At 39.3% G+C, this 16,534-nt stretch carries 10 protein-coding genes; 8 read left to right on the plus strand and 2 right to left on the minus strand.

Annotation, left to right across the window (positions count from 1 at the left end):
- The first annotated feature begins 31 nt into the window (after positions 1-31).
- Positions 32-2,491 carry a DUF5686 and carboxypeptidase regulatory-like domain-containing protein gene (locus tag ACH30E_RS05595; protein WP_294992454.1) on the plus strand — a complete coding sequence of 820 codons (2,460 nt, stop codon included), beginning with the start codon at positions 32-34 and terminating at the stop codon, positions 2,489-2,491.
- A 241-nt stretch (positions 2,492-2,732) separates the two neighbouring features.
- Complete coding sequence (trhO, locus tag ACH30E_RS05600) at positions 2,733-3,773, plus strand: oxygen-dependent tRNA uridine(34) hydroxylase TrhO (RefSeq protein WP_490823985.1); 1,041 nt, start codon at positions 2,733-2,735, stop codon at positions 3,771-3,773.
- 78 nt (positions 3,774-3,851) lie between these two features.
- Here trhO and ACH30E_RS05605 read toward each other — a convergent pair whose 3' ends face one another.
- Positions 3,852-4,784: a phosphoribosylaminoimidazolesuccinocarboxamide synthase gene (locus ACH30E_RS05605; RefSeq protein ID WP_294992449.1), complete on the minus strand. Its 933-nt coding sequence runs from the start codon at positions 4,782-4,784 to the stop codon at positions 3,852-3,854.
- A gap of 146 nt (positions 4,785-4,930) precedes the next feature.
- Between ACH30E_RS05605 and ACH30E_RS05610 the strand changes: the two genes are divergently transcribed.
- The 5 genes from ACH30E_RS05610 to ACH30E_RS05630 all read left to right on the plus strand — a co-directional run bounded on the left by ACH30E_RS05610 (position 4,931) and on the right by ACH30E_RS05630 (position 13,623).
- Positions 4,931-7,846: a TonB-dependent receptor domain-containing protein gene (locus ACH30E_RS05610; RefSeq protein ID WP_490823986.1), complete on the plus strand. Its 2,916-nt coding sequence runs from the start codon at positions 4,931-4,933 to the stop codon at positions 7,844-7,846.
- A gap of 135 nt (positions 7,847-7,981) precedes the next feature.
- Entirely contained in the window at positions 7,982-8,971 is a 990-nt protein-coding gene (locus ACH30E_RS05615; protein ID WP_294992443.1) for a pyruvate dehydrogenase complex E1 component subunit beta, read from the plus strand.
- 86 nt (positions 8,972-9,057) lie between these two features.
- Positions 9,058-10,380, plus strand: coding sequence for an alpha-L-fucosidase (locus tag ACH30E_RS05620; RefSeq protein ID WP_490823987.1), 1,323 nt, complete (start codon positions 9,058-9,060; stop codon positions 10,378-10,380).
- Positions 10,377-12,437 carry a TonB-dependent receptor gene (locus ACH30E_RS05625; protein WP_294992437.1) on the plus strand — a complete coding sequence of 687 codons (2,061 nt, stop codon included), beginning with the start codon at positions 10,377-10,379 and terminating at the stop codon, positions 12,435-12,437. Before ACH30E_RS05620 ends, ACH30E_RS05625 begins: the two co-directional genes overlap by 4 nt.
- 34 nt (positions 12,438-12,471) lie before the next feature.
- Positions 12,472-13,623, plus strand: a complete 1,152-nt coding sequence (locus ACH30E_RS05630; protein ID WP_490823988.1) for a sigma-54-dependent transcriptional regulator — start codon at positions 12,472-12,474, stop codon at positions 13,621-13,623.
- 55 nt (positions 13,624-13,678) lie between these two features.
- On the opposite strand, the gene ACH30E_RS05635 is transcribed toward ACH30E_RS05630, so the two are convergent.
- A complete protein-coding gene (locus ACH30E_RS05635) occupies positions 13,679-14,569 on the minus strand; it encodes a MerR family transcriptional regulator (RefSeq protein ID WP_490823989.1) in 891 nt (296 codons plus the stop codon).
- A gap of 409 nt (positions 14,570-14,978) precedes the next feature.
- On the opposite strand from ACH30E_RS05635, the gene lepB reads away from it, so the two are divergent.
- Positions 14,979-16,490 (plus strand): signal peptidase I, encoded by a 1,512-nt coding sequence (lepB, locus tag ACH30E_RS05640; RefSeq protein ID WP_294992428.1) that lies wholly within the window; start codon positions 14,979-14,981, stop codon positions 16,488-16,490.
- Positions 16,491-16,534: the final 44 nt, after the last annotated feature.

Consider the following 16,534-nt stretch of genomic DNA (forward strand, 5'->3'; position numbering starts at 1 on the left):
GCTAAGCTTACTTTCGTTTTAATTCCGTTATATGAAACCAATACTGCTTATTTTATTATTCTGTATAGGGTATTATACAGGTATTGCACAAACTGTTAGTGGTACAATCAGGAATACGAATCAGGAATTGTTACCATTCTCCTCCGTTATTGTAAAAGGTACTACACAGGGTGTATCTGCCAATGCTAAAGGTGTTTATTCTATTCAATTGTTGCCCGGAAAATATACCATGGTTTGTCAGTATATTGGGTATAAGGCAATAGAGAAAACAATATCTGTTGAGAAGGGAAAGAATATTGAACTCGATTTTCAACTGGAATTACAACAATACAGTCTTCAGGAAGTTACCGTTAAAACAGGGGGAGAAGACCCTGCTTATGCAATCATCAGAAAGGCAATTGAGAAAAGAAATGAGCATTTGAATGAAATAAAGAAATTCACTGCAGATGTTTATTTAAAGGGGCAACTACAGTTGCGCGATTATCCAAAAAGTTTCTTCGGACAGAAAGTTGATTTTGAAGATGGCGATACCAGCAAACGTAAAATGTTGCTGCTTGCTGAAACCATAGCAAAGTATTCTGTTGAACCACCCCGTAATGAAAAGATTGAAATAATTTCCACCAAAGTAAGCGGAAGAAGTAACTCCTTTGGTTTTAGCAGACCGCAAATCATTTCCTTTTACAATAATATTATTTCGGTTGGGGAAGGACTTAACCCAAGAGGGTTTGTGTCTCCTATTGCTAATAATGCACTTTCCTTTTACCGCTATAAATTCGAAGGAACCTTTTATGAAAATGGGGTTGAGATTAGCAGGATAAAAGTAATGCCCAAAAGAAAATATGAACCTTTGTTTCAGGGATATATTAATATCATTGAAGACCAGTGGCGCATTCATAGTTTGAGACTTAACCTGGTGCGAGAACAACAAATGCAGTTTCTTGATACATTAGTAGTCGAGCAATTGTTTGTCCCATCTGGTAATTTATGGGTGGTAAAAAATCAGGTGATATATCCCTCCGGAAAGCTGTTTGGATTTGATTTTTTTGGAAGTTTTGTTCAGGTATATGATCATTTTAACCTTGAGCCTGTATTTGAAAAAAAATACTTCAACAATACCCTCATTAAAGTTTTTGATAGTGCGAATAAAAAATCAATGGCATATTGGGACAGTATAAGACCACTGCCATTATTAGCTGAAGAAGTACTTGATTATAAAAAGAAAGATAGTCTGGAACAGGTTAGAAAGAGTCCGGCGTACATGGACTCGATCGACAGAAAACGGAATAAATTGTCACTGGGTGGAATATTTCTTACTGGTCAGTTTTACAGCAAACAAAAGCAAAAACTTTCAGTAAGTTTTGACCCCCTTATAAAAACCTTTAACTACAATACAGTGGAGGGTGGTGTTTTATATTTTTCACCTGTAATCAGAAAAAGATTTGGGGAAGAGGAAGGTCGTAAATCTTTGCAAATTGTTCCCAATCTTCGATACGGGTTTGCCAATAAACATTTTAATGCCAGTATTTCCGGGCGATATAATTTCGGCAAGAAATATTTCAACAATATAATGGTGGAAGGGGGAAGACAGGTATTTCAATACAATAATGCCCAGCCAATTTCGCAAAGAATGAATACCTATTCAACGCTATTATATGAGAATAATCACCTTAAAATATATGAGGCCAATTATTTTAAATTGAATTATGGTGGAGGGATAGGAAATGGGCTGACTTTTTCAACAAGTTTTCAGTTCCAGGATCGGTTCGCATTAGAAAACCTGACTGATCCGGTAAGTTGGAAAGATATTAGTGGTAGAAGTTTTACGCCTAATTATCCAACAGATATTTTAACGACCAATATGCCTCGTAACCAGTCGGCCACTATCACGGTTGGCTTATCATGGAGGCCAGGTGGAAAATACATTGAACTACCAGATCGTAAAATTGGTATCGGGTCCGATTTTCCCACTTTTAATGCCAGCATAACACAGGGAGTAAAGGGATTATTTGGCAGTGATGCCAACTTTACTAAATGGCGCTTGAGTGTTTCAGATGATATGAATTTGAAACTCGGGGGGAAATTAAGTTACCGGGGAGAAATAGGAGGTTTCCTGAATGCAAAACAAGTATACGCACCAGATTATAATCATTTCCAGGGTAACCAAACTGTATTTGCCAATAATCCACTCAGCGGTTTTCAATTGGCACCCTATTACCGGTACAGTAATACCGCTAAGTTTTATGCCACCGCAAACGTCGAATACCACCTGAACGGATTACTGACCAATAAAATACCGGGCTTTAGAAGACTCAACTGGTTTCTTGTAACAGGAGCCAATCTAATGTATACCCAAAAAGGGAAGCAGTATTATGAAACATTTATCGGTCTTGAAAATATCCTTAAATTCTTAAGGGTAGACTTTGTACAAGGCTTCGAGAAAAATGGCCCCTCTCCAAGAGGCGTAAGGATAACAGTACCACTTTTTGAATAAGACTATTTTTGATCTTTGATTTCTGATCTCTGATGTCTGATGTCTGATTTGTGAGTGTAATTCACTTAAATCTCAGATCCTCAGCAAAAATCAAAGATCAAAAAATCAAAGATCAAAAATCCATCACTTGACATCTGCTCTCTTTTCGTATTTTTGCACTGATTTTGACCACCCTGCAAGTGGTTCCATTATTCATGGATCCCGTCTTTCCCTAGGCTAGACGGGGCTGAAATTTGAAAATATGCCAGTTTTACACAACCGTGTTTCAAACGAAGAGTTGAAACAGCGCTTGATGGAGGAGTCATTCCATCGTATTACCATTAGTTTTTACCAGTATTTCCCTGTTCAAAATCCACAAGGTTTTAGGGATGAGTTGTATAAGCAGTTAAATGCTTTACAGGTGTTTGGTCGCATTTATGTGGCCAAGGAGGGTATTAATGCCCAGATCAGTGTGCCTGAACATTTTTTTGAATCATTTCGGACTTACCTGTACAGTATCGAACACCTGAATGGCATTCGCTTGAATATTGCCGTAGATGATGACGGTAAAAGTTTTTGGGTGCTGAAAATAAAAGTGAGGGATAAAATTGTAGCAGACGGAATTGATGATCCCATGTTTAGTATGGAAAACAAAGGGAAGTATGTGAATGCAGAACAGATGAATAAACTGCTTGAGCAACCTGATACGATTGTGATTGATATGCGTAATCATTATGAGTATGAAGTGGGGCATTTTAGCAATGCAATGGAAATTCCTTCTGATACTTTTCGCGATCAGCTTCCAATGGCTGTTGATATGATGCAGGGTAATGAGGATAAAAACATTATCATGTATTGCACAGGTGGTATCAGATGCGAAAAAGCCAGTGCCTATATGCTGCACAAAGGATTTAAAAATGTATTTCACCTGGAAGGAGGCATTATCAATTATGCACGTCAGGCAAAAGAAGCAGCGTTGGAAAGCAAATTCATCGGTAAGAATTTCGTATTCGACAATCGGTTAGGGGAACGGATAACAGAAGATGTGATTGCGAAATGTCACCAATGTGGCAAACCTGCCGATACACATACAAATTGTAAAAACAATGGTTGCCACTTGCTATTTATTCAATGTGAATCCTGTGCCGCTGAGTATGAAGGCTGTTGCAGTGTTGAATGCAAGGACACTATAAACATGCCAATAGAACGTCAGAAAGCCTTACGCAAAGGAATTGAAAACGGCCAGAATATTTTCAATAAAAGTAAAGTGCGGTTGAGACCGAGATTGGGAGAAAACAAATAAAGGATGGTGGATTTCTGATGGCTGATGTCTGATTTGAATTCAAAAGTCGAAAATCAGACATCAGACATCAGCCATTCTTCAAACTATTTGCAGTTTCCTCAGCGCATTATTCACCGCTTCTACAATCGCTTCGTCGGTTGGTTGTTCTGGCACAAATGGGGTGCCGGTTACTTTTTCGTAGAGCTCGATATATCTTTTGCTGATCGTATCAATCCATTCATCATTCATTTCTGGAACAGATTGTCCTTCCTTGCCCATGAAATTGTTACTGATCAACCATTCGCGTACAAATTCTTTACTGAGTTGTTTTTGTTTTTCACCGCTAGCCTGGCGTTGCTCAAATCCATCAGCATAAAAATAGCGTGACGAATCGGGTGTGTGTACTTCATCCATCAGGTAAATAGTATCACCGATTTTGCCAAATTCGTATTTTGTATCAGCTAGAATGAGTCCTTGTTTTGCAGCGATAGATTTGCCTCTTGCAAAAAGTTCCAAAGCATATTTTTCCAGTATTTCCCAATCTGTTTCACTAACCAGACCCTGTTTAATGATTTCCTCTTTGGAAATGTCTTCGTCATGTCCTTCAGCCGCTTTGGTTGAAGGAGTAATAATGGGTTGAGGGAAAAAATCATTTTCTTTTAAACCATCAGGCATTGTTACCCCACAAAGTGTGCGTATACCCGACTGGTATGTTCGCCATGCATGACCAACTACATTTCCTCTTACCACCATTTCTATTTTAAAGGGAACACATTTTTTTCCAATCGAAATATTAGGCGCGGGCACATCTACGAGCCAGTTTGGACAGATATCGCGGGTTTTTTCAAGCATAAATGCCGCAATTTGATTTAAAACCTGACCCTTGAAAGGGATGGGTTTAGGTAATATTACATCAAAAGCTGATATACGGTTACTGGCCACCATTACAAGCCAGTTTTCGCCAATAGTGTAAACATCTCTGACTTTTCCGTGGTAAATATTCGTTTGTTGGGGAAATTGGTAGCTACTCATGCTGCAAAATTAGCCAGTGGCGTGAATAATAAAGCGTAACATAGTTCGTTTTTCTTAACAGTAGTTTGGTTTTGTGGACAAATTAAATTTTTACAGAAAACTAACAATTGCTATTTTACAGTAACTAAACACTAAATCTTGCCAAAATGAGAAGAGTCTACAGTAAATGTCTGTATGCGGCTATGTGCGCAGCCATAACCATTCCGGTGGTAGCCCAGCAGACAACTACCGTTTCAGGTAGCGTTAAGAATGCAAGTTCTAAAGAAGCGCTTTCAGCCGTTTCTGTTACCATTAAAGGAGGCACGGTAGGTACTTTTACCGACGATAAGGGTAATTTCAAGTTTACAACAGTTCAAAAACCTCCATTTACACTTTTAATATCTTCAGTAGGTTATGCCAGTAAAGAAGTTACGGTGAAAGGGGCTAGTGATGTAATATCAGTAGACCTCACTCCTTCATTTACACTTGGAGATGAAGTGGTAGTGTCCGCATCAAGGGTACCGGAGCGAATTCTAGAATCACCTGTATCTATTGAGCGAATTGGAACAGCAGCCATTCGAAATTCACCGCAGCTTAGTTATTACGACATGTTGACCAACCTTAAAGGTGTGGATGTGGTAACAGCTAGTTTAACGTTTAGAAGTGTTGGTACACGTGGCTTCAACAGTAGCGGTAATACCAGACTAAATCAATTGGTAGATGGAATGGATAACCAGGCGCCAGGATTGAACTTCTCAGTAGGTAGTGTTATCGGCTTAAGTGAATTAGACGTTGAGAATATGGAGTTGCTGCCAGGTGCATCATCAGCATTATATGGCCCAGGTGGTATGAACGGAACTGTGTTGATTAACAGTAAGAACCCATTCAAACACCAGGGATTTAGTTTCCAAATCAAACAAGGTGTGAACCATGTGGATAGTAAATATCGTGGAGCAGCGCCTTTCTATGACTGGAGTTTAAGATGGGCAAAGAAAGTATCTGAAAAATTCGCCTTTAAAATAAATGCTCAGTTTTTGCAAGCCCAGGATTGGCTGGCGGAGCAATCTGATAACTATTCAAGAACAGCGATTACCCCAAATGGTTTCAAAATACCGGGCAACCGCGCAACAGATCCTAACTATGATGGTGTAAACTATTATGGTGACGAGACCTCTCAGGTAATGAGTTCTATTGCCTCACAGGTTTTTGCTGCTGCAGGATTAGGTTCGGCTCAGCTTAACGCATTTAACGGGTTTTTAGCTGCAAATCCTGGTGCTAAACTCGCACAGTTTAATACATTCCTAACTGGTGCTGGTGCAGGAGCACTTGTTACAGCAGGTGTATCACCATTAATTTATGGTGCTGCTCCTTCCAGAAATTTATTGGGCTTTCAGGCTGTCAGCAGAACTGGCTATGCTGAATCAGATGTAATTGATCCTACTACATTAAATATGAAACTTACCGGCGGGCTTTTTTACAAACTCACCGATAAAATTGAAGCCTCTTTCAATGTTTATTTCGGAACAGGTAATTCTGTATATACCGGAAGTGATCGTTACTCTTTAAAAGATTTAAAAATTGCTCAGTTTAAATATGAACTAAAGCATAAAAACTGGTATGCCAGGTATTATTCAACACATGAGAATGCGGGTAATTCCTTTAATGCAACTATTGCAACCAGATTATTTAATGAAGGATGGAAAGCCAGTTCCGCATGGTATCCTCAATACATAGCAGCATATGTGTCGGCTTACGATGCAGGTGCTGATTATACAACGGCTCATAATACTGCAAGGGCTTTTGCTGATCAGGGCAAACCAACCGGTTTTATCGGAAATTCCAGCCTGTTTCAATCGATTGCCCGTAAACCGATTTCTCAAGGTGGTGGACTTTTCCTCGATCGTTCACGTTTAAAAGTGTTTGATGGTCAGTATAACTTTACAGAAGATCTTGGTCTTTCAAAAACAAATACCGACTGGCTTGTAGGGGTAAGTGCAAAACAATATGTACTTAATTCTGAAGGAACTTTATTCGCGGATACTGCTGGTGTAATTAAAATCAATGAGTTTGGCGCTTATACTCAGATATCACAGCGCTTATTCAATGATATCCTGAAATTAACCGTTTCTGGTCGTTATGATAAGAATACGAACTTTAAGGGTCGTTTTACACCAAGGGCTTCAGCGGTAATTAAACTGGCAAAAGACCATAACCTTCGTTTCTCTTATCAAACCGCTTACCGTTTCCCAACCACTCAAAATCAGTGGATCAATCTTACCGTGGGCGGTGGTACAAGATTATTGGGAGGTTTGCCACAATTACGCAATTTCTACAAGTTTAATACCAACCCTGTATTTACCTTGCCGAGTGTACAGGCATTTGGTGCAAGCGCTTTAGCTGGTTCACCAAATCCGAACCTGTTACAGCAACAAACTTTTGGAGAATTCAAGCCTGAATCAATGAGGTCTTTCGAAGTTGGTTATAAGGGTCTGATTGCTCAGAAATTATTGATTGATGTATATGCTTATTGGGGTCGTTATAAAGACTTCTTAAGTTCTGTTGTAGCAATGCAATCCAGAAATGCAACATTCAACCCTGCTGATCTCTTAAATGCAAATACAAGGATCGCTTACAGCATTTCTGTAAATGCTCCAGGTGAAGTTAGTACCTCAGGTTGGGGTGCATCTGCAGAATACCTGCTTCCTAAGAACTTCACTTTCTCTGGAAACATTTATCACGACCAAATTGGTGCGTTACCAACAGGCTTTGTTTCATACTTCAATACGCCTAAATACCGCATCAACATGGCCCTGAATAATACTGGCTTTGGTAAAGACAAACGCTATGGATTTAGTGTGGTTTACAGGTGGCAGAACTCATTCTACTACGAAGGTACTTTCGGGGTAGGTATGGTGCCATATGTAAGAACAGTTGACGCGATGATCAGCTATAAATTACCAGCAACCAAGTCTATGATTAAAATAGGCGGAACCAATATTTTCAACAAATATTACCGTACTGGTTGGGGTAACCCACAAATAGGTGGCTTATACTATATTAGTTATGGCTGGAATGTATTTTAACCCCCTGTTTTAACTAAATAATGCCTAAAGAAAGGGAAAGTGAAAGCTTTCCCTTTCTTGTTTTTAAGGGTTGGGGCTTTCTTTTTTCTTATTCCTTGGAATCCTATATTTTTGCTCCTCATTTAACAAACAGATATGATGCGTTCAATAGCTTTCAGAGAGGCCCTCAGAGAGGCCATGAGTGAGGAAATGAGAAGAGACGAGCGGGTGTTTCTGATGGGAGAGGAAGTGGCAGAATATAATGGTGCCTATAAAGTAAGCCAGGGCATGCTAGCCGAATTCGGTGCAAAAAGGGTTATTGATACCCCAATTGCCGAACTGGGCTTTGCAGCAGTAGCTGTTGGTGCGGCCCAAAATGGCCTCCGCCCGATTGTTGAGTTTATGACCTGGAACTTTGGCGTATTAGCCATGGACCAGATTCTGAATACAGCATCTAAAATGCTGGCTATGAGTGGCGGTCAAATCGGCTGTCCAATAGTTTTCCGTGGTCCAAATGGTAGTGCCGGACAGCTCGGTGCCCAACACTCAACAGCTTTCGAAAGTTATTATGCCAATATCCCAGGGTTGAAAGTAGTTTCCCCTTCTAACGGATATGACGCTAAAGGACTGCTTAAACAAGCTATCCGATACGAAGAAGATCCTGTGATGTTCATGGAAAGTGAAGTTATGTATGGCGATAAGAGCGATGTGCCCGATGAAGAATATTATATCCCATTAGGTAAAGCAGACGTAAAAAAGGCTGGTCGCGATGTAACCATCGTTTCTTTCAATAAAATGATGAAAGTAGCCCTCGGCGCTGCTGCTGAACTGGAAAAAGAAGGTGTAAGTGCCGAAGTAATCGATTTGCGCACTATCCGTCCGCTCGACTGGATGACCATTCTTGAGAGTGTTAAGAAAACCAACAGATTGGTTATTGTAGAAGAACAGTGGCCATTTGCATCGGTTTCTTCTGAAATCTCTTACCGCATACAAAAAGAAGGATTCGATTACCTTGATGCACCAATCAGAAGAATTACCAGCGCAGACGCTCCAATGCACTACGCACCTAACCTGACAGCCCTCGCCATTCCAGATGTGAGCCGCACAGTTAAACTGGTGAAAGAAGTAATGTATATGAAAAAATAATCGCAGATCTTATTTATTCAATAGTAAACCCGGGGAACTTTCTCCGGGTTTTTATTTTCTGACTAACTTCATCCAAACTAATGGCAATGAAAAAAAAAGGCCTAATATTTATTATCTGCCTGGGTTTATTATCTGCGAATGCCCAATACAAACCATCTCCCCAAAACCTTCAAACCCGCACTTGGTTCGATAGTGCCCGATTTGGATTATTTATTCATTGGGGTGCATCCAGTGTATTAGGTGCAGGCGAATGGGTAATGAATAACAGAAATATTCGGGTAGAAGAATACAAAAGACTACTGCATTTTTTTAATCCCATCGCATTCGATGCACGCCAGTGGGTTCAAATGGCCAAAAATGCAGGGATGAAATATATCACTTTTATAACCCGACACCACGATAGTTTTAGCAACTGGGATACAAAACAGTCTGACTGGAAAATCACCAACACTGCCTATGGCAAAGATGTACTTAAAGAACTATCCATTGCATGCAAAGAACAAGGCATAAAACTCTTTCTTTACTATTCTTTGGTTGATTGGTTCAGAACAGACTATCCCTATGAAACTGGCAGAACAGGTAAGGGTACAGGACGAACGCAAAAAAGCAATTATGATGCTTACCTGAATTTTATGAAAATGCAGTTGACTGAATTGCTTACGGGATATGGAGATATATCAGGAATTTGGTTTGATGGACACTGGGATCAGTTGGATAATGATACAGACAAATCACAGCAACCTAAAATAGATTGGAAATACCAGGAAATATATGCTCTCATTCATCGTCTGCAGCCTCAGGCATTAATTGGCAATAATCATCACCTTACTCCTTTGCCTGGTGAAGATTTTCAAATGTTTGAAAAGGATCTCCCCGGAGAAAACAAAGGTGGACTAAGCGGCCAGGCAGTGTCGAAACTCCCCCTCGAAACTTGTGAAACCATTAATAATTCCTGGGGTTTTAATATCACCGACAGAACGTATAAGTCTACCAAAGAAATTATTCAGTTATTGGTAAAAGCAGCAGGGTATGGAACAAACTTATTGCTCAATGTAGGTCCCATGCCTGATGGTAATGTTCAACCAGAATTTATAGTTCGATTAAAAGAAGTGGGCGATTGGTTAAAACAAAATGGACAAACAATATATGGTACCAGAGCTGGTTTTATAAAACCACAGGATTGGGGCGCAATTACAGAAACAGAAACAACAGCTTTCGTTCATATACTTTCAAAAACTGCTGATCGAATCTTTTTTCAGGTATCCTATAATATTGAGTCAGCTAGATTTTTAAAAAATAACCAACCAGCAAAAATTGAAAAATTAACCGATGGATATTGGTCAATCGACATTTCTCAGGCAGACCTTAATCTGCCCGACGATATAATCCAATTAAATATCAGACGATGATAAGAAGGGTGGGAAAGACAAAACTGTTATTATTGATTTTACTGTCACCATTTTTTACCTATGCACAAGATGCTACACAAGATACTATTGCCTTAAATGAAGTGGTTGTGAATGCTTTTTATGGACGAGCTAAATGGCAGGCATTACCAGCGGCTATTTCCATTATCCGTGAAGCTGATCTGAAAAAAACGCCGACACTTACCTTTTTACCTGTCATGAATTCACTTGCTGGGGTTCGTATGGAAGAGCGATCGCCTGGTAGTTATCGGTTATCAATCAGGGGTAGTTTATTGAGATCGCCATTTGGTGTTAGAAACATCAAAGTATATTATGAAGGGTTGCCTTTAACAGATGGGGGAGGTAATACTTATCTTAATTTAATTGACCTTTCACAGGTAACAGGTGCTGAAGTTTTGAAAGGACCAGTAGCCGCTGTTTATGGTGCTGGAACGGGCGGTGCTGTATTGTTAAGGTCGCCGCTTAAGTTTTATGCCAATCCGGTGAATAAAATAAACGGAGGGCTTGCAGGAGGCTCCTATGGGTTATTTCGTCAACTTTTGAACTGGGAATATGCAACACCCAAATTTTCCAGTAGTTTATCACAGGTCCATGCTCAATCCGATGGGTATCGCGAACAATCGGCAATGCGCAGGGATGGATTAAAATGGCAGGCTGCCATAAACGGAAAGCAGCAGAACTGGCGCATACTCAGCTTCTATACTGATCTGTATTACCAAACACCTGGAGGGATTAATGAAACACAATACAAACAAAATCCTAAACAAGCCAGACAGCCAGCAGGAGCATTACCTGGAGCAGTGCAACAAAAAACAGCCATTTATAATAAAACATGGTTCAATGGACTGCATCATGAGCTGATACTTAATACTAATAGCAGTATCCAATCATTCGGCATGTATAGCAGCACAAAATTCACCAATCCATTCATCACCAATTATGAAGAAAGAAAAGAACACAATACTGGTTTTGGCACACAATGGCAATATAAACAAGCAAAACAAGATCATCGTTGGCAATTGAATATAGGAGGTGAGTGGCAGCAGCAAAAAGCTTCTATCGATAATTTTGGCAACAGGTCAGGAGTTAAAGATACCGTACAGTACCGCGATAAAGTTTTTGCAACACAATGGTTTTTGTTTTCCCAATTCCAATATTCTTTTAAAGAGCGATTTACTATTACTGTTGGTGTAAGTAACAATCAACAACTGTATCGCTACAAACGATTAACAGATATAAGCTCAGGTTATACAAAAAGAAAAATTGAAAATATTTTTACCCCGAGGCTTGCTATGGCTTACGCAATCAAACCAAATCTTTATGTGTATGGGGTTATTGCGAAAGGATTTTCAGCACCGAGTCTTGCAGAGTTCAGACCATCTGATGGAAATTTTTATGGCGACCTGAATGCAGAAAGCGGATGGAATTTGGAAGCAGGTATTAAAGGGGAAATACTGGATAATAAATTAATGTTCGACATCGCTTTTTACCGGTTCAAACTTAATAATGCGATTGTGAGAAGAAACAGTACTTCCGGAACAGAGTATTTTGTTAATGCAGGAAGTACTTTACAAAGAGGTATTGAAGCAATGGTTAAACCTATGATCATTCAGAATGGCCCCGGATATGTAAAAGAGTTATCAGTTTCTTTTGCGTATAGCTTCCAGCCTTATCGCTTTATTAATTATCAGCAAGGTAGTGTTGATTATAGTAATAATAAACTCACAGGTGTTCCTTCGAATACTTTAAGCTCGGCGATTGACCTGCGGTTAAAGAATGGGATATATGTATCCTGTTTCTTAAATACTGTATCCGCTATTCCTTTAAATGATATCAATGATGCTTATGCTGAACATTATGAACTATTGCAATGTCGAGTAGGTTATAAAGCCAAAAAATGGGAAATTTTCATGGCTATTGATAATGCATTAAACCAGACATATAGCCTTGGTAATGATATCAATGCACTGGGACGGAGGTATTATAATGCAGCGCCAGGCAGGAACCTGCTGTTCGGCATGAATTTTGAATTACGCTGACATCACATTCTTTAACTTAGCAAAAAAGTATACCATGCCAACTATATTGATTATTGATGATGAAAGGGCTATCAGAAACGTATTAAAAGATATTCTCGGGAATGAAGGGTTTAAGGTGGAAGAGGCTGCCGATGGAGAAGAGGGGTTTAAAAAATTCTCTTCCGGATCATACGATGTAGTACTATGTGATATTAAAATGCCCAAACTGGATGGAATTGAATTCCTGCAAAAAGTAACAGAATCGGGATCTGATACACCGGTAATTATGATCAGTGGACATGGTAATATAGAAACAGCGGTTGACGCAGTTAAGAAAGGTGCATACGATTATATTTCAAAGCCTCCAGACTTAAACAGATTATTGATCACCATTCGAAATGCAATGGATCGTACCACTTTGGTACAGGAGACAAAAGTGCTGAAGCGTAAAGTTTCGAAAGTACAGGAAATCATAGGTGAAAGTGAAGCAATCATACGCATCAAAGAAACCATCGAAAAAGTGGCACCAACAGATGCCCGAGTGTTGGTTACCGGAGAAAATGGTAGCGGGAAAGAGTTAGTGGCAAGATGGTTACATGAGAAAAGTAATCGTGCCCAGGGACCGATTGTAGAAGTGAACTGTGCAGCTATTCCAAGCGAATTGATTGAGAGCGAATTGTTCGGTCATGAAAAAGGATCTTTTACCTCTGCGATAAAACAACGCATTGGTAAGTTTGAGCAAGCAAATGGAGGTACCCTGTTTTTGGATGAGATAGGCGATATGAGCCTGAGTGCTCAGGCAAAAGTATTGAGAGCATTACAAGAAGGAAAAATTACCAGAGTAGGGGGAGATAAAGAAATTGCAGTGGATGTTAGGGTAGTTGCCGCAACCAATAAGGATCTCCTGAAGGAAGTGGAAGAAAAAAACTTCCGGCTAGATCTTTATCATCGACTAGGTGTTATACTGATCCATGTACCATCCCTAAACGAAAGACGTACAGATATACCTCTTCTTGTTGCAAAATTCTTAGATGATATCGCAGCAGAATATGGTCAATCGAAAAAAGAAATCGATAAAAAAGCATTAGAGGTACTTCAGCAACATAACTGGACAGGTAATATCAGAGAGTTGCGTAATGTGGTAGAAAGATTGGTAATCTTATCCGGAAAAACAATCACAGAGCAGGACGTAACTGCGTATGTGTAATGTTACTGTTGCGAATTTGGGAATGGCTTATGGTCCATGGTAAATTGGCTATGGTCTATGGACTATCGTCTATGGACTTGATATATGCAATCATTTCCGGTAATGAATACAGCACTTTCAGATTTGAGTGGTGGGCTTTAATTTCTTTGGTCAGGGGGCCAGACATTAATATTTGTTGGTCTGGAAATAATTGAACCAAAGTAGCAACATGTTGTTCTATGGGCTGGTCACTTACATTCGCAATAGCATGAAAATATAAATGGGTGGGATTTTTATGTTTTACATAAGTAACCAGGTCATCAAAAGGCAAATCAATACCCATGTAGATGCATCGTTTACCACTGGCCTTCATAAGGTAATAAACAAGCAGTAGCGGAATTTCATGTCGTTCTCCTTCTAATGTAAACAATACATACACTTTGTCAGAAATTGAGGGGCTCTCTTTCAGCGATTCAATCTGAACAATCATTTTTCGGCGGATAATATTGCTGGAAAAATGCTCTTGTGCCGGTATTATATGGTCGGTAAGCCAGAGTAGCCCCATTCTCTCAAGAAACTGGTAAACAACATCAATCAGGGTATTTTCAAACCCCAGTTGTTTAAAAGCGGTATCCAGTATTTTTTCAAATTTTGGCTCATCAAAATCAATGGCAGCTTCAATCATTTGGTGAACCAATATAATAGAACTGGCCTTGTCTTCAGCAGACCCCATCGTCATAGAACGTATCGCGTCATCGGTTAGCCCTGCAATTTTGGATATTTTGATACCCCTATGATATAACTGTGAAATACGTAATATCTGTTTCAGGTCCTCATTGTCATAATACCTGTGCAAACTTTCCTTACGTTTAGGAGCCAGAAAATTGTATCGCTGCTCCCAAATCCGGAGCGTATGCGCTTTTATACCACTCAGGTTCTCTATGTCTTTAATCGTAAAATGATTCATCCAGCGGGTTTGATTATCAGACGGGTATAGATTTATAAACACACAAGATATAAATTAAACAAAGTTTTGTGTAATATTTTCCTAAGCTTGAAGACTAAGAGCCTGTTTACGATTTATTCTACCGGTTTATTATGAGCTATTTTCGAGCGAGCCGAGGCGAATTTTGCAGCCATAGTCTAAACGCCTAAGGCGAAAAATTCAACGAAGGCGCAGCCGAAAAGAGCCATAAGAAACTGGTAGAATAAATCGTAAGCAGGCTCTTAGTCTCAAAAGCAGCGGGAAGTGGATTATTTAATGAATCTAAATTTGTCGTTATTGATTGAAAATCATGTAGTTGGGAAAAGTTTTGTAGCTTTCCCCTCATATCTGGCTGAAAAGAATATTTTTGTTTTTATCTAAAAAATAAATCATGGGTTTAATCTTGTTTATTGTTGGTATTATCGGATGGCATCTTGGTATGTGGGGAATGTTTAAAAAAGCAGGCATTGAGCCCTGGAAGGCTCTTATACCGTTTTATAATACCTGGTTAATAGTAGAAAAATGCCATATCCGTAAATATTGGTTTTGGTTGCAATTGATTCCAATAGCCGGACAGTTTATTACTATCTGGATTACCATCATTTTTGTTATGCATTTCAAACGGTTTAATATGGTGCATCATACTGCTGCTGTATTATTACCGTTCATTTATTTTCCTTACCTGGGCTTCTCAAAAAATGAAAAATATTATGGTTCCGATGTAGTTAAGCAATATAAAAAGCCAGGATCAAGAGAATGGATAGATGCGGGTGTATTTGCGGTGGTTGCTGCAACAATTATCCGCACTTTTGTTTTTGAAGCTTATGTAATTCCAACCGAGAGTATGGAGAAAACATTGTTGGTGAATGATTTTCTTTTTGTAAACAAGATGAGTTACGGTGCAAGGATACCTCAAACACCACTTTCGTTTCCTTTTGTACATAATACCATGCCTTTCTCTCTTACTACACCATCTTACCTGAAATGGATTCAATTACCCTATAAACGTCTTCCTGCTTTTACGGAAGTTAAACGGAATGATGTGGTGGTATTCAATTTCCCTGCCGGAGATACCATCATTAATTTGCCTGAATTTGGTAGTAAGACTACCTATTATGATGTGCTCCGTTTTACATTTAAAGGAAACAGACAGGAGTTAATGGCTAGCCCGGAATATCCAATCATCGTTCATCCAATGGATAAAACGGATAACTATATCAAAAGATGTGTGGGTGTTGGAGGAGATGTGTTACAAATCAGAAATGGTGAATTATTTGTAAACGGCAATCCTGCTGAAGTGCCAGGCGGCTCACAAACGGAATACATCGTTGTTACCAACAAGCAACCATATGATCCTGATTTCTTAAAAGAAGAATTGGGTATTGATGTATCTACAGATACAAAAGGACAATTATACATGTTGAGCGATAGCAGTTACAAGTTTAACCTGACACCAGATGAACTGGAAAAATTAAAGAAACTGCCCAACTTTGTTTCTGCAACCAGGTCTATTGAAAATTATGCGGGTATGACATTCCCGAATGATGAAGCAAACTATCCATGGAGTATTGATAATTTTGGTCCGATTCGTATACCTAAGAAAGGAGATGTAATAGAACTTAACAATCAGAATATTTCTATCTATCGCAGGTTAATCGCGACCTATGAACACAATACACTCGAAGAAAAAGAAGGTAAGTTTTTTATCAACGGACAAGCAACAAACACCTATACAGTGAAACTTAATTATTACTGGATGATGGGTGATAACCGCCATCGCAGTCAGGATAGCCGATACTGGGGTTTCGTACCGGAAACGCATATTGTTGGAAAGGCATCACTTATATGGTTTAGCTGGGATAAAGGTCCACGCTGGAAAAGAATTATGAGAAGTATTAAGTAGTTATTTTTCCTGAAGGGGTTTCTTGTAGCAAGCTACAAGTAGGA

The sequence above is a fragment of the Sediminibacterium sp. FW305-C-61 genome, assembly GCF_058231065.1.